Raw genomic sequence first — 23029 nt, 5'->3', positions numbered from 1 at the left:
CCGGAGCGTAGCCGCCTACTCTGACAACCAGGCCGCGAACGGCACGTTCAGCACGGTCGGGTGAGCGATGCCACGGCCGCGGTAGCCGTCCTCGCCGAAGGCGTCGCCGTGGTCGGCGCACACGATGATCAACCATCTCCCGTTGCTGGTGAGGCCGTCGATCAGACGGCCGAGGTGTTCGTCCGCGTACGCGAGCGCGGCGGCCTGGGACTGCCACGTGTCGTTACTGTCCCCCGCATAGTGACCGTGGGGGACGTGGGTGGCGGAGACGTTGACGAACAGGAACAGCGGCCCGTTGGCGTACTTCTCGGCGGCGGTCAGGGCATGGTCGGCCTGGTGGCGTGTGGAGTCGGGGTCGGGTGAGCAGAACTCGGGCCGCCAGTGGTCGTCGTGAAACATGTCGGGCAGGACCGACCCGAGCGGCGTCTCACGGGAAAAGTACGTCACGCCGCCGACGCACACGGTGCGGTAGCCGTGCTGTGCGAGGCCGGTGAGGAGGTTCGGCGCGTCGAAGACGAAGGTGCCGGGGTCGACGGTCTTGAAAGCCGGCGGGCGGCACTCCCACAGCCGCGGTGGCTGTACGGGCTGCGGGAGCTTGGGCAGGAAGCCGGAGAAGAACGCGATGTGCGCGGGGAGGGTGAAGGTGCCAGGGGTGCGGCGCTCCTCCCACCCCCCGCCCGGCAGAAGTCTGGCCAGGTGGGGGGTTTGCCCGGCGTGCAGGGCCGCGCGGGCGACGTCGTAGCGCAGGGAGTCGAGGGTGACGAACAGAATGCTGGTGCCGGAGCTGATGACTTCGGCTGCGTTGATCACAGCGTCTCCACCAGGTCACGGCGCTCGGTGATGCTGCCCTTGGCCTGGTCGTTGACCGGGATGGGAACCCGGTCGGAGGCGATCATCTCTCGCAGCTTGGACAGACCGGTGTCCTCGGTGACCGGCTGGCCGTCCACGTCGTAGAGGCGGATCGTGACGGTTTGCCCCTCGTCGCCGTCGGTCGTGGTCAGCAGAGCTCCGGGGACGCCCCCGAGTTCCTTCATGGCGTGCAGGAGCTGGGCTTGGTCGGCCGTACCGAGGCTGGCCACCTGGCAGCCCCAGTGCTGGGCGTTAATGGCCCCAAGGCAGAACCGTCGGTGGAACTCGGCCGTGGCCGGGTGGCCGTCGTGGGCCACGGCCATCTGCACGGCCTGGCCGATTACGACGAAGCAGGCGGCGACCCACCAGGCCACGCCCTCGTGGATCTCGCCGGGGAACGTGCCGGCGACGCGGCCGTCACGGATGACCGTGTCGGTGTCGATCGGGTTGAGCACGCCTGTCCTCCAGGTACTTGACGATGATGTCGGCCAGGTCTTCCGGGCTGCGGCGGTCGGTGGGGAGCAGGACCGCGCTGGGGTCGTCGTCGGCGACGTCCAGGAAGTTCTCCCTGAGTCGGGCGAGGCGGCCGGGGACGTCGAACAGATCGGTGTCGTCCTGCTTCACGTCCGTCTTGGTGCCCATCCGTACTTTCAACGAGCTGTCGGAGCCGAGCAGGTAGAAGGTGGTGTCCGGCGCGACGAGGTAGGGCCGGAACGGGGTGATCAGCTCCTTCACCTGGTCCAGACCCACGCCGTTGACGGCGGCGTGGCAGGCCATGGCCGAGGAGGCGTACCGGTCCGCCACCACCGGCCCCTCGGTCAGGGCCTGCCGGATGGTGTCGGAGGCGTGCAGGAGACCGGAGAGGTAGAAGGCGAACTGGGGAAGCGGCCGAAGCTCGGTGTTGACCGTCTCGGACCAGCCGGTGTGCGGGTCGGTGAGGGTGTGGATCGCCGTGGCGTCGAGCCGCTTGGCCAGCAGGCGTGCGAGCGTCGACTTCCCAACCCCTGAGACACCCTCCAGGACCACGAGCGACCTCTGGTGTCCCTCAGCCCCAGGCGTGTACGGGGCGCGCAGAAGGCTCACAAAGTGCCCTCCGTAAAAGCGGCCACGTGCTGAGCAACGGCCGCGGGGACCTGCTCCGGATCGGCCAGGAGGGGCCGGATGTCCATGCGGAGGTCGTCCCGCAGAAGGCAGGGCTGGATTCCGCCGGCGTGGTCGACGCGCAGGGACCAGAAGCCTTCCACGCACTTGGGCTTGAGGGGGCAGGTGCCGCACTGGCCGACGTGGTGACGGCCGAGTTCGCGGTGGATGACGTCGATCTCGATGCCGTCGATGCGGAAGATCCGCCGTCCCTGTCCGACGCCGGAGATTTCTACTTCTTCGTCGCTGGTCAGGGTGCGAAGGTGGTCGATGATGCCCTGGGCGCCGATCGCGGAGCTCTTCCGGTCGGCGTTGAAGTCGGTGTCCACCAACTCGATGAACTGCACGGGCATACGCCGATCGAGAGCGAAGGCCAGGATGTCGTGCAGCTCGTGTTCGTTCTCCCGCTGAACCAGCGTGTTCAGCTCCACTCGCTCGAACATTTCACGGGCCGCCTCGATCCCGTCGAGGATGGTCGCGATGCTGATGCGGGTGTTCGCGATGGCCTTGAGCGACTCGTCGGAGAAGTAGTGAAGGGAGACCTTCACCTTGTCCAGGGCGGTCGTGGCGAGCCATTTCTGATGCGCGCGGACCAGGGTTCCGTTTGTGATCAGGGTGTAGGTCGTGTCGGGGCCGTGCTCGGGAAGCCGGGTGAGGACCGGCCGGGCCAGGGGCGACATGAGGGGTTCCCCACCGGTGAAGTACACCCGATTGAGGCCCGCGCCCATCAGCGCGTCCACGACGTTCAGGAAGCCCTCGGCGGTCATCTCGCGCTCGCGGGGACGCACATCGCGGTGCAGGTGTGTGAAGGGCGGCGGGATATCGCCCTCGTTGTGGCAGAACCAGCACTTCTCATTGCACTTCGGAGTCAGGGAGACCCTGAGCTGTCCGCGCAGTGCGGCAAAGTTCCGCAGCGCGGTCCAGTCCACGCCGGTCATCGGGAGCGGAACAGTCAAGACGTGCTCCTTTCGTGGGGCGTTCGTCGCGGTGGTGGTGCGCTGGTTCACTCCAGGCGGGGGCCAGCGCGGAAAAGGGAAGTACGTCCGCCCTGGGACATGCACCTCCCAGCGGTCCGGGCCAGAAGCAGCGGGGCCACCAGGCGGGGACTTTGGTGCCAGCCGTTCCACGTCAGGCAGTTGCCGGCTGTCGCTGCATGAAGGAGGCGAGTGCACGAGCCTTGAGGCGGTCGAGGCAGGGCTCACACGCGAAGAAAGGGGCCTGCTCACCGTCCCACTGCACCGGGCCGAGCCAGATCACCGGCACTCCGGTGCGCTCGCACCCGAGCCAGCAGTCATCGGTGACCCATTTCCGCTGCACGGACGGCTCCTCCTTCGGTTCGTGGGGTGGGTCTCCGGCGTGAGCGGCGCTGAGTTCGCAAGAGCGCCGGGGTCCGTCGTCCATTCCAGGCCGCCGCCCTCCGGCCTCAGCCACGCAACCAGGCGCGGCCGGTCGACGTCGGGAGCGATCGCCCTCAGGACGCCGCGGCGGCCGGTCGCCGTGTCCTCGACGCTGCGGCCGAGCCAGGGATGCGGCCGGTGCCCGAGCCCGAGTGCGGCTGTCACTTGATCTCGCCCCCGACCGACGTCAGCGGAGCCCACGAATAGCGCACCTGTACGCCATGGTCCGAGAGCCACCGGATCTCGCGATACCGCCACTCGTGCGCGGTGTCAGGGGCGATCGCCGCGGGCCACCGGACCAGCACCACGCCGACCGAACCGGCCGCCGCGAGCTCCCGCACGCGCATCCATCCCTCGCGCTTCTGCGGGTCGGGCTCCCCGTAGCGGTCGGAGATCGTCTTCGTGATGCGCACGCCGCGCGCCGCCGCATAGGACCGGCCTTCTTCCTCCGCGCGCTCCGCAGCCAGGCTCGGGGTCAGCGTCCCTCGCTCGGCGCACACGTACAGCACAGCGGCGGTCGGGTCGGGGCGGGCGGTGGGTGCGGTTCGTTCCTGCGTGATGCCCGCTTGGGTCATCGTCGAGGCCTCCTCGTCGTCTGGTCGCCCGCCGGTCCCCCTCAGCGGTTCGCTGGGACCGGCGGGCCGTCAACCGTCCGCTCGCAACCGGGGTGCGCACGGCCGGTAATCAGCCAACCGCCTTACGCAACCGGGCGGAACGGGGGACAGTGGGGGGAGGGTTGAACTGGTTGAACGCACTCGGGAGTTCTCCATGGCGCGACGTGATCGAACACCGAACACGACTCTTGCGGCCCTTATGAAGGCGGGAGGAATCCAAAATGCGCAGCTGGCCAGGAGGGTGAACGCCGTGGGGCGTGAACTCGGCGTGACCTTGCACTACGACAAGACGAGCGTGTCTCACTGGCTGAGTGGCAGCGTGCCGAAGCCGGAGGCGAGGCCCGCTGTCGCCGAAGCCCTCTCGCGGCTCCTGGCCCGGCCCGTGACGTGCTGCGAGATCGGCTGGGAGACTCCCCCAGCCAACGAGCACGACCCCGTAGCAGGAGTGATCGACTTGAGCCGAGCAGACATGGACCCCTCTCGGCGAGGGGTGCTGAAGAGCGGCATGTACGTTGCCGCGCTGGCCGTGCCGAAGTTCGAGGACAGTGCCGACCGCACCGTACGCACGGAGGCCGACGCAGCCGGGCGCACGGTCCACATCGGCGCCAGCGATGTGGAAACCGTCCGCACGACGACAGACAAGATCGCCGACATTCTTGATCAGGTGGGCGCCGGTCACGCCCGGCCCATGGCCGCCGCCTTCCTGGTCAACAGTGTGGGGACCTACCTGCGTGCATCCGGCACCGAGCGCGTCCAGCTGGACATGAAGGCCGCCGCCGCGGATCTGGTGTACCTCACGGGCTGGATGGCCATGTACGAGGACCAGCAGGGTCTGGGCCAGAAGTACTACCTGCGAGCGCTTGACCTCGCCGGCGAAGCCGGAGACCACGTCACCTACTGCCGCACCCTGCGCGGCATGAGCCTTCAAGCGAGCCACTTGGGCCACGGGAAGAAGTCGCTCGACCTCGCGGACTCAGCCGCCGAGGCGGCACCGGCCGCGGGGCCGCGCCTGGTGGCCTTCCTTCGCGGGCAGCAAGCCGCCGCAGCAGCGATGACCGGCGACCGGCACACCGCCCTCACCCGGCTCCGCGAGACCGAAACCGCGCTCTCCCAGGCCGACAACCGGCGCGACGCCGTAGGCGGCTACGACCAGGCCGCCTACTTCTTCCATGAAGCACATGTGCGTTGGTACCTCAAGGACGCCGAGGGATCCATCAAGGCCCTGCGCCGGTCCAACGCGGCCCGCTCCCTGCTGGAGAGGCAAGGACGGCTGCACTGCCTCGGCGTGATCGCTGAGCGCCAGTTCCGTATGCGGCACATAGAGGCCGCCTGCCAGAGCTGGAACGCTTTCCTCGACGAACACGTGACGATCTCCTCCGCCAGGGGAGACGAGCACCTGAAGACCATGCTCAAGGCGCTCCCGGCGTACCGCAGCGTCGCCGGGGCACGGCAACTCGAAGAGCGCGCCCGGAACGTAGCCACGCTCAAGGCAGCTTGACTCACACCATCGCGTCGGCCCGCTCCCACTGGATGCCGTTGGCGAGTCCCGCAGCGCTGCAGACCGTCCTCTGGGACCGCAGGCCGCCGGGTACGTGGTGTGCGGAGTGCGACAGTTTCCGGAAAACCGTCGCACTCCCCGCCGCGGCGGGCAGCCGACGACCTCAAGGAACGGCCTGAGGGCGACGGAATCCGATCGCCTCGGCGAGGTAGTCGGTGTGCACGGCGCACAGGGTGGGTGGCAGGCCCAGAAAGGTGAAAGCAGTAAGGACGCTCCAGTAGTGCCAGCACATGAGATCGGAGGCGCCTGCTCGCGCTCGAAGCCACCGAGACGCACGTGCCGGAGGACCTCCGGTCCCTCGCACTCACAGCGGAACGACGCCGACCTCACCTGAGTCCGCCCACCGCCCCCTGCACCTCCTCGACCACGTCGTCCCCCGAAACACCCTCGACGCCTTGCCTCGGCCGCGATGAGCGGCAGGCACAGGAGCAACAGGCGGGGGTTGCGGACTGCTGGCGATTGTCACGCCACTGCGCGAACAGGACCTGACTGCCGTCGGCTTCGACCGGACCGACTGAACTCAGTTGCGCACGGTGCCATCGAGCGCAGGCTCTGCGGCAGGCCTTTCGGAGGTGCGGGGTGTCTGGGTGCGGTAGGAATGGCCGAGCTCCGGGCCGAGGCCGAAGTAGTGGCGGAAGTTGTAGATGAGAGGGCTCCAGGCGGCGGGGTCGATGTGGTCGGTGCCGGGAACGACAATGCGCGAGTCGGCGTGGACTTTGCGCACCACGGCCTCAACGATGGTGAATCCGCCGGAGACGTCCTGCCGCACCCGCTCGGCGCGGGCCTCCAGCTGGATCGGGCATTCGGCGACGCGAGGCGGCCGGACCAAGTGGGACGGTTCGCCGGTCAGGCCGGCTGCGGCGAACTTGTCCGGCTCGAAGCGGCAGCCCTTGGGCTTGGTCGAGGGCACGGGGTTTCGGCCGGTCAGTGGAGCCAGCCGCTCCACCGCCGACCACTGGGCGGGGGCCGGCAAACTGATCACCAGATCAGGTCGGCTGCCAAGGTTGTAGGCGGTCTGTCCCTCGCGGCCCAGTCCGATGACAACCGTCTGTCCGAGGGCCCACGCGGAAGATATCGGGGCAAGATTGAACGAGCCGTCCTGATTCTCTGTCGAGAGGAGCACCACTGGCGTCCCGAAGTACAGGATGCTGGGCTCGATCTCCAAGTGGGTGACTGTTGTTTCCGCAGGCAGGGTGCCAGGTGATGCAGTGTTCATGGTGGGCAGCCTAAGAACCGATCGTTTCGGCACGGGCCGAAGCGTCACCCGCGCTGACGCTCGCGCTCAGCGCGCCGAGCGCGGCCATGGGCGGCCGGCGAGGTGTTCGATGTCGGTGTTGAACTGCTCCAAGTCGGAGACGAAGCGGCGCAGGCGTTCGGTGGGCCAGTCCGTCAGGACCTCGGCCAGTCTGGTGACGGTTTCCTCGCGTTGGGCGGAGAGACGCTTCGTGCCCTCCTCGGTGATGCGGAACTTGCGGGCCACCCCGCCGTCCGGGTCGAGCATCCGTTCCACGAGGCCGTCGCGCAGGAGGGGTGCGGTCTGGCGGGTGAAGGTGGACGGGGCGAGCCCGAACGCCTCGACGAAGTCGGGGATGGACATGGGCCCCTGGACTTCGAGTCTGCTGAGCAGGACGTAGGCGCTGCGGTCCAGGGCGCCGCCGTCGCGGGCTCCTCGGGGCACCGACAGTTCCCGGTGCCGCATCAGGATCATCAGCTCCCGCTCGATGTGCTCCCCCGCCTCCCTGGCCTCCACGCCCTTCTCCTTCATCCCCTTCGTATCCCGCTCCGCACGGCCTCACCTTACGTGGAGTTGCAGGATGCGGGAGGAGTGCAGAATGCACCAGTGTTGCATCATGCACAGCGCGTGTAATGTGCAATTCATGAGCGCTCCCCGACGGGCACGCCCGCTGCGGCACCGGCGTCGCCACAGACGTCCAGGTGTCGGCGTCGCCGTCGCCTGACCGCGAGGTCTCCTCCATCGCCCGCCCTCGGAACAGCGATCCCCCACAAGGAGATGTCCCAATGAGCCCGAGCCCCAACGACCCGGCCATGCGTCTGCCGCTGCCCACCGACGGACCACTGGAGGCGCCGGCCGAATGGCAGGAGTTACGCCGCAAGTGCCCGGTGGCCACCGTCGAACTCCCCAGCGGGGACAAGGCCGCCTACCTCACCCGCTACGACGACATCAAGGCCCTCCTGTCCGACCCCCGCTTCGTCCGCCCGACCGCCGCGGACGGAGCCGCCAGGATCGCCCCCGAAGGCGCGGGCGGCCCGGTCGCCAACGGTGACTCCTCGCTGGCCATTGCCGACCGGGGCGAGGCCCATCTGCGCTGGCGGCGGCACGTCGGCAAGTACCTCACCGCCAAGCGCGTGACCGCGCTGCGCCCCGGCATGACGGCCATCGCGGAGTCCCTCGTCGACAACCTGGTCGAGCGAGGACAGCCCGGCGACCTCAAGGCGACGGTCGGCTTTCCGCTGCCGGTCTACGTGATCTGCGACCTCCTGGGCGCGCCCGCCGAGGACCGGGACCGCTTCTCCCACTGGTCCGACGCGTTCCTGAACATCAGCCGCTACACGACCGAGGAGGCGCGGGAGTCGTACACCGAGTTCGCGGAGTACATGTCCGAGCTCATCGCGGCCAAGCGCGCCGAACCCGGCGACGACCTGCTCAGCAACCTGATCAAGGACAGTACGGAGGACGGCGAGGGCCTGTCCGACGACCTGCTGCTGAACACCGGCATGGGGCTGCTGGTCGCCGGGCACGAGACCACCGCGAACATGATCGGCAAGATGGTCTCCATGCTGCTGGCCGACCGCACCCGCTGGGAGCGGCTGCTGGCCGACCCCTCCCTGGTGCGTACCGCGGTCGACGAGGTCCTGCGTTTTGACGCCAACTTCGGCTTCGGAGTGCGTCGTTACCTCGGGGAGGACGTGGAGGTGGGCGGCGAGCTGCTGCCGGGCGGCACCACCGTCGTCTGCAGTCTGTCCGCCGCCAACCGCGACGAGCAGGTCTTCGCCGACCCGGGGGAGATGGACCTCACCCGCGCCCCGAACCCGCACATGACCTTCGGCGCCGGACCGCACGCCTGTCTCGGCCAGTCCCTGGCCCGCACCGAACTCCAGGTCGTTCTCGAAACCCTGCTGCGCAGGCTGCCCACCCTCCGACTGGCCGTGCCCGTCGAGGAGTTGCAGCGTGTCGAAGGACTCCTCGTGGGCGGTCTGCGTACGGTGCCCGTGCGGTGGTGACGAGGGTGGTGACGAAAGGGAGAACCATGAAGGTAAGCGTGGACGAGGCCAAGTGCTGCGGTGCCGGGCAGTGCGTACTGCTCGCACCGGAGGTGTTCGACCAGCGGGACGACGACGGCATCGTCGTCCTCCTCGCCCCCGAGCCCGCCCCGGACCAGCACTCGAACGTCCGGGAGGCGGCCGCGGTGTGCCCGGCGTCCGCCATCACGCTCCACGAAGCCCCCTAGTACTCCAGAGGAGTGTGGCGGGCTGACGGTTGATCAGGGGCGGTCGCGTGGAGGCCGCCCCTCGATCGTGCGCCGCCGACGCCGGCGGGCTCGCCGGTTGATCTAGGGTTCTGACAGTCATGCGTTCAGTCATGCGTTCAGTCGTGCGTTCAGTCGTGCGTTGCAGAGTCCGCTGGGGGTCCTGTCGTGGGTGAGCCACGGTACGTGGTCATTGCGAACGACCTGATGGCCAAGCTGTCGGCGGGCCACTGGGCGGTGGGGACCATGCTCCCGACCGAACCGGAACTGGCGGCCACGTACAAGGTCTCACGGGAAACGCTTCGCCGTGCTCTGCAGCGGCTCGAATCGAGCGGCCTCATCTCCCGGCATCCGGGCATGGGCACCCGGGTGGAGCGGGCACGGCCCGTGCCGGCTTTCACGACGCGGCTCGGCAGCCTTCAGGAGCTCACGCAGTACGGGGAGTCCGCGGTCCGGAGCATCCTGTCCGTCGAGTCGATCGTCGTGGACAAGGAGCTGGCCGAGGTCACGGGGCTCGCGGAAGGAAGTCCCACGGTGTGCGTCACGTCCGTGCGCAGGGACCCGGAGCGTTCCGGCCAGGTGGTGTCCTGGGCCAGGGTCTATCTGGAGCCCGGGGACGCGAAGGCCATCGCCGCGTCCCTGGATGACAGTCCGCGCTTGATCTCCGACCTCGTCGAGTCGCACGTGGGCCGGTCCGTGGACCGTGTGGTGCAGCGAGTGCAGGCGGTGGGTGTGCCGCCGGAGGCAGCGGCCCATCTGGGGGTCGCACCGGGAAGTCCCGGCATCGAATTCGTACGCCGCTACTTCGACGCCGACGGGCGGCTTTTCGAGGTCAGCGTAAGCACCCACGCCCAGGGCACCTTCGTCTACGAGACGACGCTCCAGCGCGGCTGACCGATCGAGTATCGAGCAACGAGCGAGGCGCCGCCTCGCGTAAGGCGTCGGCACCGTTCAGCGCCGTACAGCGCCGCCGTATAGCTCCGGATACCCGGATACCCGGGCAAAACCGCCGCCGGTGATCCCGCCGCCCCCGCCGCGGACGCCGGGATGCGCGGCCCCGAGCCCCGTGAACACCTCTTGACAACCGCGTTTCCGCGAGCATCCTTGTCTAGACACAGCTCATGTCTAGACAAGGATGTACTCGCATGAGGTCACCGGAGCAGCTGATCACCACCGATCCCGCACCCACGCCGGCCCGTCGCTGGTACCGCGGGATCGGGGCCCAGATCGCCGTCGCCATGGCGCTGGGCGTCGCCGTCGGGTTCCTGTTCCCCGGCTTCGCCGTCGGTCTGAAGATCGTCGGGGATCTCTTCCTCGCCCTGGTCAAAGCGGGCGTCGCCCCGCTCGTGTTCTTCACCGTCGTCATGGGCATCGCATCGGCGGGCGACCTGAGGAAGGCGAGCCGCATCGGCTTCCTGGCGCTGGTGTACTTCGAGATCGTCTCGACCCTCGCGCTCGTCATCGGCCTGGTCGCGGCGAACGTCCTGGACGTCGGCAAGGGCGTGGGCTCCACCGCCGCGGTCACCGGCGACGCGCCCCCGGTCCAGGAGGGCGAGCACGGCTTCACCGCCTTCCTCAAGGGCATCGTCCCCGACAATTTCGTCGGCGCGTTCTCCTCCGGCCAACTGCTCCAGGTCGTGGTCCTGGCCGTCCTGTTCGGCATCGGCCTGCTGAGCCTGAAGCGCCCTCTGCAAGTCCAGGTCAACAAGGGCCTGGAAGTCATCTCCGAGGCGTTCTTCGCCTTCGTCAACATCGTCATGAAGCTCGCCCCCGTCGGCGCCTTCGGGGCCATCGCCTACTCCGTCGGCGCGAACGGCAGCAGCATGCTCCTGGCCCTGGCCGAACTCGTCCTTCAGTACTGGGCAGTCGTGGCCCTGTTCATCGGCGCCGTCCTCGGCCTGGTCTGCCTGCTGGCCGGCTTCAACATCTGGCGCATCCTGCAGTACGTGCGCGTCGAGATGGTCCTGGTCCTCGGCACGGCGTCCTCCGAGTCCGCACTGCCCGGCCTCCTCAAGAAGCTCACCAGGATCGGCTGTTCGCAGCAGACCGTCGGTCTCGTCGTGCCGACCGGCTATGCCTTCAACCTCGACGGCACCTCGCTCTACATGGCCATCTGCACCATGTTCGTCGCCAACGCCTACGGCATCGACATGAGCATCCCCCAGCAGCTGGGACTGCTGCTCATCATGCTGCTCACCTCGAAGGGAGCGGCCACCGTCTCCGGCGGCACCTTCGTCGTCTTCGCCTCCACCGTAGCCGCCACCGGCTACCTCCCCGTCGAAGGCGTGGCCATCCTCTTCGGCGTCTACCGCCTGATGTCCATGGCCACGGCCTTCTGCAACACCTTCGGCAACGTCGTCGCCACCTTCGCCATCGCCAAGTGGTCCAAGGAGATGGACATCGACAAGGTCAACCGGGCTCTCGCCGACCCCAAGGCCTTCCTCGCCCAGCCGGAACAGGACGGCATCCCGGACGGCATCCCGGCCGAGGACCGGACCACCACTCCCGTATCCGAGGACCAGACCACCACCCCCATAACCGAAGACCGGACCACCACCCCCGTAACCGCCGCCACCCCCACGCAGAAGTGAGACCCACCATGAGCACGACCGTCTTCGACTCCCTGCTCTTCCGCGACATGTTCGGCACCCCGGCCATGCGCGAGGTGTTCAGCGACTCCGCCTACATCCAGCGCATCATCGACACCGAGACCGCACTGGCCCGCGCCCAGTCCAAGGTCGGCGTCATCCCCGCCGCGGCAGCCGGGGACATCACCCTCAAGGCCCGTTTCGAGGGGCTGGACCTGGACCGGCTCCGCGCGGAGACCGAGATCGTCGGCTACCCGGTGCTGCCCATCGTCAAGCAGGTTGCCGACCAGTGCGGCGAAGCCGGCCGCTACCTCCACTGGGGCGCCACCACCCAGGACATCATGGACACCGCCGTGATGCTCCAGTGCAAGCAGGGCATCGCTCTGCTCCAGACGCAGCTGGACCAGGTCCGCCACACGCTCCGGGCCCTGGCCGCGGAGCACGTGGACACCGTCACCGCCGGCCGCACCCACCTCCAGCACGCCCTGCCCGTCACCTTCGGCTACCGCTGCGCCGTCTGGCTCTCGGCCCTCGACCGCCATGCCGAACGCCTCGAACAGGCCCGCCGACGCGCGCTGATGGTCCAGTTCGGGGGCGCCGCCGGCACGCTCGCCTCCCTGGGTGAAGGGCCGGAGGGACTGGCCACCCGGGCCGCGCTCGCCGAGGAGCTCGGCCTGCGCGACCCCGCCATCACCTGGCACGTGGCCCGCGACGGACTCGTCGAACTGGTCGGCCTGTTCGCCTCCGTCGGCGGCTCCCTCGGCAAGATCGCCTGGGACGTGATGATGATGTGCTCCTCCGAGTTCGGAGAACTCGCCGAGCCCTTCGTACCCGGCCGTGGCGCCAGCTCCACGATGCCGCAGAAGCGCAACCCCATCTCCAGCGAGCTCATGTTCGCGGCCGCCAAGCTGCTCCGGGACAAGTCCTCGACCATGCTGGACGCGACGATGCAGGACTTCGAACGCGCCACCGGCCCCTGGCACCTGGAGTGGGCCACCGTGCCGGAAGCCTTCCTGCTCATCTCCAGTTCACTGCACCAGGCCGAGTTCATGCTCTCCGGCCTGGAGGTCAAGGCCGACAGGATGCGGCAGAACACCCACCTCACCGGCGGCCTCATCGTCGCCGAGGCCGTGATGATGGACGTCGCCCCCGTCCTGGGACGGAACCAGGCCCACGAGATCGTCTACGACGCCTGCCGCGCGGCCATCGAAACGGGCACCACGCTGGAGGCCGAGTTGCTCGCACACTCCGACCTCGTACACCATCTCGGCGCCGACCGGATCAAGGAACTCTGCGACCCCGCCCGCTACCTCGGCAGTGCGAAGGCCATGACACTCAACGTCATCCGGCCCGCGACGCACTAGCACAGGGTGTGCCCTGTGGCCCTGTGGCCCTGTGGCCCTGTGGCCGTGTGGCCTTGCGGCCCTCGACTCGCGCCGCAGGGTCACAGGATCACAGGGCACATCCACGCCGGTTCATCCCCGGGCCGCGACGTCCGCGGACTCGGAGGCGCCCGCGGACTCGTCCCGTGCCGTCCGGTCCAGGCGGTCCTGCTGCACCGTCGTGAGGGTGCGGACGACGAGCGCGCAGGCCACGGCCGCGCCGATGACGGCCGCGTCGGCCGCCAGCAGCAGGCCTACGTCGGTGTAGGCGCGCACGATGACGTCGTCCGTGTCGTCGGCGTAGATCAGGCCCGCCCCGCCGAGCATCCCGGCCAGCCACAGCCCCCACCACCAGTTCACGACGCCCGGCAGCCGCTCGCCCGGGGCGCTCGCCCGGTGGATGTCCACGACGATGCCGCGCGGCACCCACAGGTTCATGATGGGCACGATCCAGCCCAGGTACATCCAGGGCCAGATGTAGCGCGGGCGTTCTCCGGAGAAGGCGCGGGCGTTGTCCCGGACGCGCCACAGCCAGTTCAGGAACATGGCCGCGCAGAGCACCGTGACGGCGTCCCCCACGGAACTGACGATGTGGTAGCCGTCCTCCAGCGCGGTCGGCGGGCGGTGCTGTCCGCCGCCCTGGTCCATCGGCCCGGCCGCCGGCATGCCCGCCACGGAGAGCCGTATGTGCCATACGGCTCGGGCCGCCCAGGCGACGGCCGCCAGGGCCAGCGCCACGACGGCGACGCGGGCGGTTCCGCGGACCGGGCGCAGGGGCGGGTGTGTCGTGTTGCCGTTCACCGGGTCATCCTTGTCCATGTCATGTCCTCGTAGACGTTGAATCTGTTCCTCCGGATGCAACGTCAGCCACATTCATGCATCCGCACGTCCGCCGCACATCCGCCGCACATGCGACGCACATGCGGCGAGGGCAGTCGGCCACGGTGGCCGGCTGCCCTCGTCGGTGCGTCGAGCGGATCGCCTCCTCAGGCCGTCCGCCCCGGCAGCGCACCGTCGCCCGACGCCGACTCGGCCCCGAGCCGCCCCCGGGTGGCGACGAGCACGATGAGGGCCCCCACCAGGGAGCCGAGCAGGAAGGCGCTGCTCGCGTCCTGGCGGGTCAGCCCCGGGAACATGTCCATCGCGGCGATGGAGAAGTAGTTGTTGACTCCGCAGTGCAGCAGCATGACCAGCGGCATGCTCCCGCTGGAGCGGTTGAACACCCAGGTCATCACGACGCTGAAGGCGATCGCGGTGATGACGAACTTCAGCACGTCGACCCAGGTCACGTCCGGGTAGCCGCCCCACTCGGTCAGGAACAGCGGCAGGTGCCAGACGCCCCACAGCGGGCCGACGATGGCGGTGGCGGCCAGCGGGCCGTAGCGCTCCTGCAGCCGGGGCATGGCGAACTCGCGCCAGCCGGGCTCCTCGGCGAGACCGGTGGTGACCATCTGCCCGAGCAGGCCGGGCAGGAACGCGGCCAGCACCAGGGCGGTCGGCATCGCGGGGCCACTGTCGGTCACCACGGCCGAGGTGATGGTCAGCGCCGCGGGCACCGAGAGGAGAACCACGGCGTACCAGCGCCAGTTGACCCGGAACTTGGTCATCCGGCCGCGCCAGGCCCGCAGTCCGGCGCGGCCCTCGGTGAGCCCGGTCAGCAGGAGGGCCGACACGATCGGGCCGAGGTAGCCGCCGGGCAGGATGCCGAGGAGCTGGGGGGCGGCACCGGTTCCGGGGAAGGCGAAGTCCCAGACCCCCAGGCCGTTCTGCGACAGCACATACGGTGTCCAGGCCGCCCAGCTCAACACATAGGCCAGCACGAAGAACCAGGTCACGGGGCGGCGGTGCATGCTGCCCCGCAGGCCGGTGGCGCGCTCCTCACGGGCCTTGGCGGCATAGGCGGCCTCGGCAGCCTTGGCGGCCTCGGCGACCGGTGCGGTCTCGGTGCTGACGGGTGTTCGGGGGCTCACCGTGATGTCCCTTCGGAGGGGGCTGGCTTGACGTGTCAAGCACATCAGCCCCAGGTCCGGGGGTCATTGCCGTGCGCCCCCCCAAGCGGAGGTACAGCAGGCTGTACCTCCGGGGTCGTCACGCCCGGCGCCGGGCGTCCTCCAGGTACTGCAGGACGGCGGCCACACGCCGGTCCACCTGGTCGGCGGGCGACAGGTCGAGCTTGGCGAAGATGCTGCGGATGTGCTTGTGCACCGCGCCGTCCGTCACGACGAGCCGTTCCGCGATCGCGCCGTTGCCCAGCCCCTCGGCCATCAGCCCGAGGACGTCCCGCTCGCGGGGACTGAGCCGCTCCAGGCGGGTGTCCTGGTGGGAGCGGGTGAAGAGCTGGGCGACGACCTCGGGGTCGATGGCGGTGCCGCCGGACGCCACCCGGCCCAGTGCGTCGAGGAACTCCTCCACCCGCCCGACCCGTTCCTTGAGCAGATAACCCAGGCCGTTCACACCGCCGGTGAGCAGTTCGGTGGCGAAGGACTGCTCGACGTACGCGGACAGCACGAGAACGGCCAGATCGGGGCGGCGGCGCCGGGCCTCGACGGCCGCGCGGACGCCTTCGTCGGTGTGCGTGGGCGGCATCCGTACGTCGAGGATGGCGACGTCCGGCTTGTGCGCGTCGATGGCCTCCAGGATCCCGTCGCCGTCGCCCGCCGTGGCCACCACGTCGAGCCCCTCCGCACGCAACAGCAGGGCGAGCCCCTCGCGCAGCAACGGGTCGTCCTCGGCTATCACGATGCGCAGGTCACGATCCACCAGGTCACGATCCACAGGGAAGATCCACTTCAAGGGTTGTCGGGCCGCCGGGCGGGCTGGTCACGCGGAGCGTACCGTCGTGTGCCGCCACCCGGCGGCGGATTCCGGTGAGTCCGGAACCGCCCTCCTCTCCCCCAGTGCCAACAGCCTGGGAGGTGCCCCCAGCGCCGCCCCGGCCGTCGTCCTCGATACGGAGGTTCAGCCGGCCGCCGCGGGCACGGACCGTCACCGCGGCCTGTGCGGCACCGCTGTGCTTGGCGATGTTCGTCAGGGCCTCGGCGACGACGAAGTAGGCGGTGGCCTCGACGGAGGCGGCGCACCGCTCGGGGGCCTCGACATCGGTACGGCAGGGCACCGCGCATTCGGCGGCCAGCCCGGACAGCGCGCCGGCCAGTCCCCGGTCGGCGAGGACCGGGGGCAGGATGCTCCGCGAGACGGTGCGCAGTTCGGCCAGTGCCTGTTCGGCGGCGGACTGGGCGCGTTCGAGGAGCTCGTCCGCTCCGGCCGGGTCGCGGGCCACCTGGCGGCGGGCGGCCCCGAGCAGGACGGTGACCGTGACGAGCCGGTTCTGGGTGCCGTCGTGCAGCGAGCGCTCGATACGGCGCAGCTCGGTGGCGTGGGCGTCCAGGGCGGCGGCGCGAGTGGCGGTCAACTCCGCGATACGCAGCGAGAGATCGGTGTCGGGGCCGACCGCGAGGAGCAGCCGTCCCGGCTGCGCCTGGAGCCGCGCCATACCGGGCGAGAGGCCGAGGATGATGGCGATCCAGCCCACGCCGAGGAGGGTCACCGCGAAGGCTTCCGGCCAGGATTCCGCGGTGCCGAAGCCGATGGACGTGGCGGTCGCGCCCTCGGGCGCGAGCTTCCACACCAGCGGGAAGGCCGTGTCGCGCACGGCGACGAGCGGCAGCAGCGCACCGAGCACGCCGAGCAGCAGCCCCAGGGTGGCGTGCCGGACCAGCCAGCGCAGCTCCCGCCGGGTGGTGGGGTCGACGAGGGCGAGCCGCAGCTGGGTGGGCGGAGGCTCCGGGGCGATGACCTCGGGGCCGTAACGGGCGAGCCGGGCGCGTTCCCGGCCGGCCAGGGCGTGCAGCGCGCCCAGCACGCCGGGCACCATCAGCAGCCCCACCCCGACGACGCTCAGCAGGGCGGTGACGGCCAGCCAGACCAGTACGAGCAGCGCGGTCGCAGCCGTACCGATCCCGGAGGCGAGTTGTCCGATCGCGCCGCCCGCGTCACTCATGGCCCGCAGGGCAACGTCCTTGACGCCCGCACCCCCTTCCGGGCCCTGCCCGGCGTCCCGTTCCCCACCCTGCTCGGGTTCCCGCCGCGCACCCCGCTCGCCGGCCGCGGTGTCCTGTATGGCCATGCGCCCTCACCCTCCCTTGGTCGCGAACGACCCTATGCAGCGGACGAGTTGGCCGTCAGTACGGGAGCCGGAAGGTACAGCCTGCTGTACCTCGAACCGGGCGGGCTGCGGGATCGGCCGGGAGGGCCCCGGTCCGTAGCGTCGGTGACGACAGCCGACGAGAAACGAACCGAGCAGAGGACCCCCCATGGCCAGCACCCACACGGACGCGGACCCCTACCGCCTCACCGCCGCCGACAGCACTCCCGGCACGGCGTCGCCGGCCGTCTCCCGTGGGGACGTCGCCCGGACGCTGCTGTGGATACTCCTGGTGATCAGCGTGGTCGCCAACACGGTCGCCTCGATCGGCGGTGCCGACCTCTGGGTGCACCTGGCCTGCGGTGTCGTCACCGCCCTCTGCGCGAGCACCCTCGCCGTGCGCGGTCTGCGGGGACGTCGATGAACAACGCCACCACCCGGCCCGGCCACTTCGGCCCCGCCGCGGGCCACGCCCCCACGCCCACCCCCGCGCCCACCCCCGCGCCCGCCATCGCGCTGGCGAACCTGAGCAAGACGTACCCGGGGGACGTCCGCGCCCTCGACGACGTGTCGCTGACCGTGGAGCACGGTACGTTCCTCGCCGTGATGGGGCCCTCGGGCTCCGGCAAGAGCACGCTGATGCACTGCGCCGCCGGGCTCGACTCCCCCACATCGGGCAGCATCCGCATCGACGGCCACGAGATCGCCGGCCTGAACGAGACCCGCCGTACCGAGCTGCGCCGCGAACGCATCGGGTTCGTGTTCCAGGCGTACAACCTGATCCCCTCGCTCTCCATCGAGGACAACATCACGCTGCCGCTGCGCCTGGCGGGCGGGCGCCCGGACCGGGACTGGGTGCACACGCTGGTCGAGCGGGTCGGGCTGACGGGCCGGCTCGCCCACCGCCCCGCCGAACTCTCCGGCGGTCAGCAGCAACGGGCCGCGGTGGTACGGGCGTTGGCGGCGAAGCCGGCCGTCGTGTTCGCGGACGAGCCGACCGGGGCGCTGGATCTGCACAGCGCCCACCAGGTCCTCGACCTGCTGCGCGACCTCGTGGACGAGCTGCGCCAGACCGTGGTCATGGTCACCCACGACCCGGCCGCCGCCGCGCGGGCACACCGGGCGCTGGTGATGGCCGACGGCCGCGTCGTCGAGGCCCTGGATGCCCCGACCGCTCCCCAACTGGCCGACCGTCTCGTCGCGTTGGGGGAGCGCTAGACCATGCTGCATCTCGCCCTGCGCATGGCCGCGCACCGGATCACGGCACTGCTCGCCGTGGCCTGCGCGGTCCTCGGCGGCGCACTGATGATCACCGCCACCGGGGTGCTCGCCGAGTCCGGGCTGCGCTCCCAGCTGCCGCCCGGCCGGCTCGCCGGCGCGGACGTCGTCGTCGCGGCCGACCAGGAGTACCACCCGGACGCGGACCTGCCGATCGCGCTCCCCGAGCGCGCCCCGGTCCCCGCCGGGCTCGTGGACCGGCTGGCCGGGCTGCCGGGCGTCACCGACGCGGTCGGCGACGTCGGCTTCCCCGTCGCACTCGTCGACGCGCGGGGCCGGGTCGTCCCGGTGGCGAACGATGATCCGCGGACGGCCGGGCACGGCTGGTCCTCGACGAAGCTGCTGGACGGCCCCCGGGTCGACGGCCGCGAGCCGTCCGGTTCCCGAGAGGTCGCCGTGGACGCCGCGACGGCCGCCGCGGCCGGGATCGGCACGGGCGACCGCGTCGAGGTCGTCGCGAAGGGCCGTCCCGCCGCCTACCGCGTCTCCGCGGTGGTCGACGCACCGGACGCGGGCGTGTACTTCGCGGACGCTACCGCCGTACGGCTCTCGGGCCCCGAAGCCCCCGAAGGCCGTGACCGCGCCGACGGTGGGGCATCGCGCGCCGGAACCGTCGACCTGATCGGCCTGCGCACCGAGCCCGGCACCGAGGACCGGGTCGCCTCGGCGGTCCGTGAGCAGGTCGCGGGCACCGGCCTGAAGGTCCTCACGGGTGCGGAGCGCGGCGAGGCCGTGGCACCCGGCGTCGGCTCGTCCCGCTCGCTGCTCGTCCTCCTCGCCGGTTCACTCGGCGGGATCGTCCTGCTGATCACCGGGTTCGTCACGGCGGGCGCGCTGGGCGTGGCGGTCGCCGGGCAGCGCCGGGACCTGGCGCTGATGCGTGCCGTCGGGGCGACCCCGAAGCAGATCCGCCGGCTCGCCGCCGCCCAGTCGACGGTCGTCTCGGCCGTGGCCGTGGTGCCGGGTGTGGCTCTGGGCTATCTACTGGCCGGGCAGTTCCGGAGCCGGCTCGCGGACCGCGGCATCCTCCCCGCCGAACTTCCCCTGACCCTCAGCCCGTTGCCCGCGCTCGCCACGCTCCTCCTCATGGCGGCGGCCGTACAGGTCTCGGCCCGGTCCGCGGCCTGGCGCACCTCCCGTATGCCGGCCACCGAGGCGGTCGCCGAGTCACGCAGCGAGCCCCGCAAGCCGTCGAGGGTCCGGACGCGCACCGGTCTGCTGCTGATCGTCGCCGCGACCGCCCTGTCGGCCGCACCTCTGCTGAGCCGCACCCTCCTCGGCGCCTCCACCACCTCCATCGCGGGCATCGTCGCCGCGATCGGCCTCGCCCTGGCCGGCCCGGCCCTGGTCAAGGGCGCGGGCGAAGCAGCCGTACGACGCCTGCGGCCCGGCACCCCGGCCCCCACCTGGCTGGCGCTGGCCAACGTCCGCGCCTACGCCCTGCGGATCGCCGGCGTCGTCAGCCCGCTGGCCATGGCGGTCGTGTTCGTGCAGACGTACACGTTCGCGCAGACCACCGTGATGGCCGCCACCGCGGACGACACCCGCACCGGCACCCTCGCCCAGCACCGGGTGAGCGCCCCGGGCCTGGGCGGGCTGCCGCCGGGCACGCTGTCCGCCGTACGGGACGTGCCGGGCGTGCGGGCCGCGGCGCCCGTCGGCACGACCACCGTGGTGTGGCCGTACGAGCTGCTCGGCGAGCCGGAGACCGAGGAGAGCTCCGCGCTGATCCTGACCCCGACCGCGGCGGACGTCCTCGACCTCGGCGTGCGGGACGGCGACCTGTCGGCGCTCAGCGGCGCCACGGTCGCCGTGAGCAGCGAGGTCGCCCGCTCCCGCGGGGCGGAGACGGGACAGCGGGTGCGGCTGGTCCTCGGTGACGGCGCGCGGGTCGACGCCCGGGTCGTCGCCGTGTACGACCGCGGCCTCGGCTTCGGCCCCGTGGTCCTCTCCCACGACCTGGCCAAGGGGCACACCACGACGGACCTCGACCAGAGCGTCCTCGTCCGCACCGACGGCACGGCCGCCGCCGGGCGCGCCCTCACCGAGCTGGCCGCCGCCGGGCCCGGCCTGTTCCTGGAGGACACCGACACCGACTCCGACTCGGGTACGGGTACGGGCGGTGCCGAAACCCCGCCCGAGGTGTGGATCAACCTGGCCGTCATCGTCGTCCTGCTCGGCTACCTGCTGCTCAGCATCGCCAACAAGCTCGTCGCCGCCACCGCCCAGCGCCGGGCCGAGATCGCCGCCCTCCGTCTGGTCGGCACGACACCGCGTCAGATCCGGGTCATGATGCGGCGGGAGGCCGCGGTGATCGCCGCCGCCGCGCTCACCACGGGCCTGCTGCTCTCCGCCGTCCCGCTCGCGCTGCTCGGCCAGGGCTTCCTCGGCCGCCCCTGGCCCGAGGGCCCCGCCTGGCTCCTGCCGGCCATCGCGGTCACGGTCGTCGTCACGGCCTTCCTCACCATGGACCTCCCCACCCGGCAGGCACTGCGCACACCACCGGCGGACGCCCTCCGCGCGCCGTGACCGCGCCCGCTCCCGCGCCCGTTCAAGGCGAAACCCCCAGGTCGCCGACCTGGGGGTTCCTGCTGCGTTCCTACTGTACGAAGGTGGACTACGGGGCGTCGATCAGGCCGTGCGGCGGGACCTGCACGGTGCGGGCGCCCGGCTCACCGCCCAGGACGACCTTGCGGAGCGCGACGTTGTTGTCCAGGTTGGTCTCCTGGAGCCGCTTCTCCGGGTTAGCGATCACCTGGATGTAGTAGGTGCCGTTCGGCAGGTCGGTGATGTCGAAGGACTGGCCGGGACGGTACTGGGTGTACGTGTCGCCGGAGCCGACGTCGAGGACCTCGCGCACGGAGATCGAGTTCTGCTGACCGCAGGCGGTCGACAGATCGGTGTTGAACGGGTGCCAGTTGGCGTTCTCCACCGTGTAGTCGATGGCGTCGGTGTTGGCCAGGCAGAACGCCTCCTTGCCGCTGCGCACCTCCTTCGTCTGGTCCTCGCTCAGCAGCCGGTAGCTGGCGAAGTCCGTGAAGTGCCAGTGCTCGTGGCCCTTGCGCGCGTCCCACTCCATGGTGCCGCTGGGCGTGTACCCGACCTGCTTGCCGTCGGCGTCGTAGAAGTACTGGTACGAGTCCATCAGGTCCTTGCCGGGGCTGCGGAAGCCGTCCACGACGAGGGGCGCGGGGCCCGCGTTCCAGACGTTGGCGCTGAAGGCGAGGTAGTCCTTGCCCGGTACGTCGCCGTCCTCGCCGTCGGTGATGGCGATGTCCCAGGCCGGCAGGGAACGCAGGTCCGGCTTGGGCACGTCCGCCGGGACGCCGGCCCGGCCGGTGGGCCGCTTGGCGTTGGGCTGGAGCGCGGGCGCGATGCGCGAGCCGTCGGTGTGGCCGCGCCCGTCGCCCAGGTGGGTCGCCGTACCGCGGTCCTCCAACGCGTGCGACAGGGCACCCGGGGTGGGGGCGTCGGCGCCGCGGGGACCGTAGTGGTGGGCGGCGCTGCCGGCGGACTTGGCGGAGGGCGCGCCCTGGCCGGCTCCATGGCCGCCCGCCTGGCCGGCTCCGCCGCCGTGGCCGGCTCCGTGTCGGGCGGAGGACCGCGAGGCGGAGGCCAGGCCCGCGCCGCCGCCCTCCTCGTCGTACTCCCGCACCGTCACCTTGATGGTCGGCCGGTCGTCGGGGATGCCGAACAGCTCGCGGTACTTCTCGGCCACGGACACCTTGGCCGTGTACTCGCCCGCCGGCAGGTCCACCGGCTTGTCGTAGTCGACCGTGCTGGTGTTCGACGCCCAGCCCTGCTCGACGCCCCACACCGAGCCCAGCGTCCACGGGTTGGTGGAGCAGCTCTCCGGGTAGTGCGCGGTCGCCGGGGCGTCGGGACGGATCCGGCCGGCGGCGTTGTTCGGGCAGTAGGTGCCGTCGGTCTTCGCCACCACCTCACCGGCCGCGTTCTCGATCGACACGTCGAGGAAGCCGGACAGACCGGAGAAGTCCGTCACCATCCCCGCGGGCAGCTCTCGCGTCTTCGTGTTCGTGCCGTCGCGGAGGATCTGCCGAGCGACGACGGGGTCCTTGTACGACTCCCGGGTCACCTTGAACTCGAACGGAGCGTCGTCGACCGAGAGATACGTGCCGAGGTCGAGGTAGACCCCGTCGTTCCACTCGTAGCGGTCGAGAGTCACGGAGTTCGACGCGGCTATCAGCTTGAGCTTCGGTGTCCCGGGCGCGCCCGCCGGGTCCGCCCCGGCTCCGGGAGCGGCCCCTGCGCCGGCGACGACGACGGTGAGCGCGGCTCCGGTGGCGAACGCCGTACGCCGTACGCGACTGCGGTGTTCCCGACTGCGTGGTTCCTGACTGGTCATCGGTTCCTCGTCTGCGAGTGCCATGGTCAGTGGCATCGGACTGAACAGCCCACGGCCGGCCTCAGACAGGACACACGCACCTCGCACGCCCCGCGCCGAACCTGTGAGCGATCTGTGAGAGGGGTGAAAAGAGGGACGAGGTTGCCTGGTGGGGCGAAAAAGCGGGGGTACGCGGGACCGCACACACCGGCGGAACGCCCCGAAAATCCCCTTCATCCGTCATTC

General features: G+C 70.6%; 22 protein-coding genes. 9 read left to right on the top strand and 13 right to left on the bottom strand.

Annotated features, from left to right (window positions below; translation table 11 throughout):
• Nucleotides 1-15: 15 nt before the first annotated feature.
• The 6 genes from E0500_RS09800 to E0500_RS09775 all read right to left on the bottom strand — a co-directional run bounded on the left by E0500_RS09800 (nt 16) and on the right by E0500_RS09775 (nt 3961).
• Nucleotides 16-810, bottom strand: coding sequence for an STM4013/SEN3800 family hydrolase (locus E0500_RS09800; protein WP_131567839.1), 795 nt, complete (start codon nt 808-810; stop codon nt 16-18).
• Entirely contained in the window at nt 807-1304 is a 498-nt protein-coding gene (locus E0500_RS09795; RefSeq protein ID WP_131567842.1) for a hypothetical protein, read from the bottom strand. Before E0500_RS09795 ends, E0500_RS09800 begins: the two co-directional genes overlap by 4 nt.
• Nucleotides 1267-1932 carry a thymidylate kinase gene (locus E0500_RS09790; protein ID WP_309505009.1) on the bottom strand — a complete coding sequence of 222 codons (666 nt, stop codon included), beginning with the start codon at nt 1930-1932 and terminating at the stop codon, nt 1267-1269. Before E0500_RS09790 ends, E0500_RS09795 begins: the two co-directional genes overlap by 38 nt.
• Nucleotides 1929-2945, bottom strand: a complete 1017-nt coding sequence (locus E0500_RS09785; RefSeq protein ID WP_131567844.1) for a radical SAM protein — start codon at nt 2943-2945, stop codon at nt 1929-1931. The genes E0500_RS09790 and E0500_RS09785 overlap by 4 nt, the downstream gene beginning before the upstream one ends.
• A 172-nt stretch (nt 2946-3117) precedes the next feature.
• Nucleotides 3118-3306 (bottom strand): hypothetical protein, encoded by a 189-nt coding sequence (locus tag E0500_RS09780; RefSeq protein WP_131567846.1) that lies wholly within the window; start codon nt 3304-3306, stop codon nt 3118-3120.
• Nucleotides 3307-3547: 241 nt separating this feature from the next.
• Entirely contained in the window at nt 3548-3961 is a 414-nt protein-coding gene (locus E0500_RS09775; protein ID WP_131567848.1) for a recombinase family protein, read from the bottom strand.
• A gap of 193 nt (nt 3962-4154) precedes the next feature.
• On the opposite strand from E0500_RS09775, the gene E0500_RS09770 reads away from it, so the two are divergent.
• The gene (locus E0500_RS09770; protein ID WP_131567850.1) at nt 4155-5498 is read left to right on the top strand and encodes a hypothetical protein; all 1344 of its coding nucleotides are present in this window, start codon (nt 4155-4157) and stop codon (nt 5496-5498) included.
• A 580-nt stretch (nt 5499-6078) separates the two neighbouring features.
• Here E0500_RS09770 and E0500_RS09765 read toward each other — a convergent pair.
• Together E0500_RS09765 and E0500_RS09760 are read right to left on the bottom strand one after the other, a co-directional pair.
• Nucleotides 6079-6774, bottom strand: coding sequence for a flavin reductase family protein (locus E0500_RS09765; protein WP_131567852.1), 696 nt, complete (start codon nt 6772-6774; stop codon nt 6079-6081).
• Between the two features lie 66 nt (nt 6775-6840).
• On the bottom strand, nt 6841-7308 hold the full coding sequence (locus tag E0500_RS09760; RefSeq protein ID WP_131567854.1) for a MarR family winged helix-turn-helix transcriptional regulator: 468 nt from the start codon (nt 7306-7308) through the stop codon (nt 6841-6843).
• Between the two features lie 269 nt (nt 7309-7577).
• On the opposite strand from E0500_RS09760, the gene E0500_RS09755 reads away from it, so the two are divergent.
• From E0500_RS09755 to E0500_RS09735, 5 genes are all read left to right on the top strand, one after another.
• Nucleotides 7578-8801, top strand: coding sequence for a cytochrome P450 (locus E0500_RS09755; protein ID WP_131567857.1), 1224 nt, complete (start codon nt 7578-7580; stop codon nt 8799-8801).
• A gap of 26 nt (nt 8802-8827) precedes the next feature.
• Nucleotides 8828-9028, top strand: a complete 201-nt coding sequence (locus E0500_RS09750; protein WP_131567859.1) for a ferredoxin — start codon at nt 8828-8830, stop codon at nt 9026-9028.
• Between the two features lie 204 nt (nt 9029-9232).
• Nucleotides 9233-9940, top strand: coding sequence for a GntR family transcriptional regulator (locus E0500_RS09745; RefSeq protein WP_309505008.1), 708 nt, complete (start codon nt 9233-9235; stop codon nt 9938-9940).
• A 251-nt stretch (nt 9941-10191) separates the two neighbouring features.
• On the top strand, nt 10192-11637 hold the full coding sequence (locus E0500_RS09740) for a cation:dicarboxylate symporter family transporter (protein ID WP_131567863.1): 1446 nt from the start codon (nt 10192-10194) through the stop codon (nt 11635-11637).
• 8 nt (nt 11638-11645) lie between these two features.
• The gene (locus tag E0500_RS09735) at nt 11646-12998 is read left to right on the top strand and encodes an adenylosuccinate lyase family protein (RefSeq protein ID WP_131567865.1); all 1353 of its coding nucleotides are present in this window, start codon (nt 11646-11648) and stop codon (nt 12996-12998) included.
• Nucleotides 12999-13109: 111 nt separating this feature from the next.
• Here E0500_RS09735 and E0500_RS09730 read toward each other — a convergent pair whose 3' ends face one another.
• From E0500_RS09730 to E0500_RS09715, 4 genes are all read right to left on the bottom strand, one after another.
• Nucleotides 13110-13835: a DUF4328 domain-containing protein gene (locus E0500_RS09730; RefSeq protein ID WP_131567867.1), complete on the bottom strand. Its 726-nt coding sequence runs from the start codon at nt 13833-13835 to the stop codon at nt 13110-13112.
• Between the two features lie 167 nt (nt 13836-14002).
• The gene (locus E0500_RS09725; RefSeq protein WP_309505007.1) at nt 14003-14986 is read right to left on the bottom strand and encodes a CPBP family intramembrane glutamic endopeptidase; all 984 of its coding nucleotides are present in this window, start codon (nt 14984-14986) and stop codon (nt 14003-14005) included.
• Nucleotides 14987-15104: 118 nt separating this feature from the next.
• Nucleotides 15105-15764 (bottom strand): response regulator transcription factor, encoded by a 660-nt coding sequence (locus E0500_RS09720; protein WP_165935121.1) that lies wholly within the window; start codon nt 15762-15764, stop codon nt 15105-15107.
• Between the two features lie 16 nt (nt 15765-15780).
• Nucleotides 15781-17016, bottom strand: a complete 1236-nt coding sequence (locus tag E0500_RS09715) for a sensor histidine kinase (protein WP_258573230.1) — start codon at nt 17014-17016, stop codon at nt 15781-15783.
• Between the two features lie 313 nt (nt 17017-17329).
• On the opposite strand from E0500_RS09715, the gene E0500_RS09710 reads away from it, so the two are divergent.
• From E0500_RS09710 to E0500_RS09700, 3 genes are read left to right on the top strand one after another with little or no spacing between them, the layout of a single operon-like run.
• Entirely contained in the window at nt 17330-17584 is a 255-nt protein-coding gene (locus tag E0500_RS09710) for a hypothetical protein (protein ID WP_131567875.1), read from the top strand.
• Nucleotides 17581-18378 carry an ABC transporter ATP-binding protein gene (locus E0500_RS09705; RefSeq protein WP_181586930.1) on the top strand — a complete coding sequence of 266 codons (798 nt, stop codon included), beginning with the start codon at nt 17581-17583 and terminating at the stop codon, nt 18376-18378. The genes E0500_RS09710 and E0500_RS09705 overlap by 4 nt, the downstream gene beginning before the upstream one ends.
• A gap of 3 nt (nt 18379-18381) precedes the next feature.
• The gene (locus tag E0500_RS09700) at nt 18382-20967 is read left to right on the top strand and encodes an FtsX-like permease family protein (RefSeq protein WP_131569107.1); all 2586 of its coding nucleotides are present in this window, start codon (nt 18382-18384) and stop codon (nt 20965-20967) included.
• 88 nt (nt 20968-21055) lie between these two features.
• Here E0500_RS09700 and E0500_RS09695 read toward each other — a convergent pair whose 3' ends face one another.
• Entirely contained in the window at nt 21056-22828 is a 1773-nt protein-coding gene (locus E0500_RS09695; protein ID WP_131569109.1) for a lysyl oxidase family protein, read from the bottom strand.
• Between the last annotated feature and the right edge of the window lie 201 nt (nt 22829-23029).

Origin of the sequence: Streptomyces sp. KM273126 (assembly GCF_004337435.2) — a bacterium.
Lineage (GTDB): Bacteria > Actinomycetota > Actinomycetes > Streptomycetales > Streptomycetaceae > Streptomyces > Streptomyces acidicola.
This window is presented reverse-complemented; position numbering and strand designations above follow the sequence as displayed.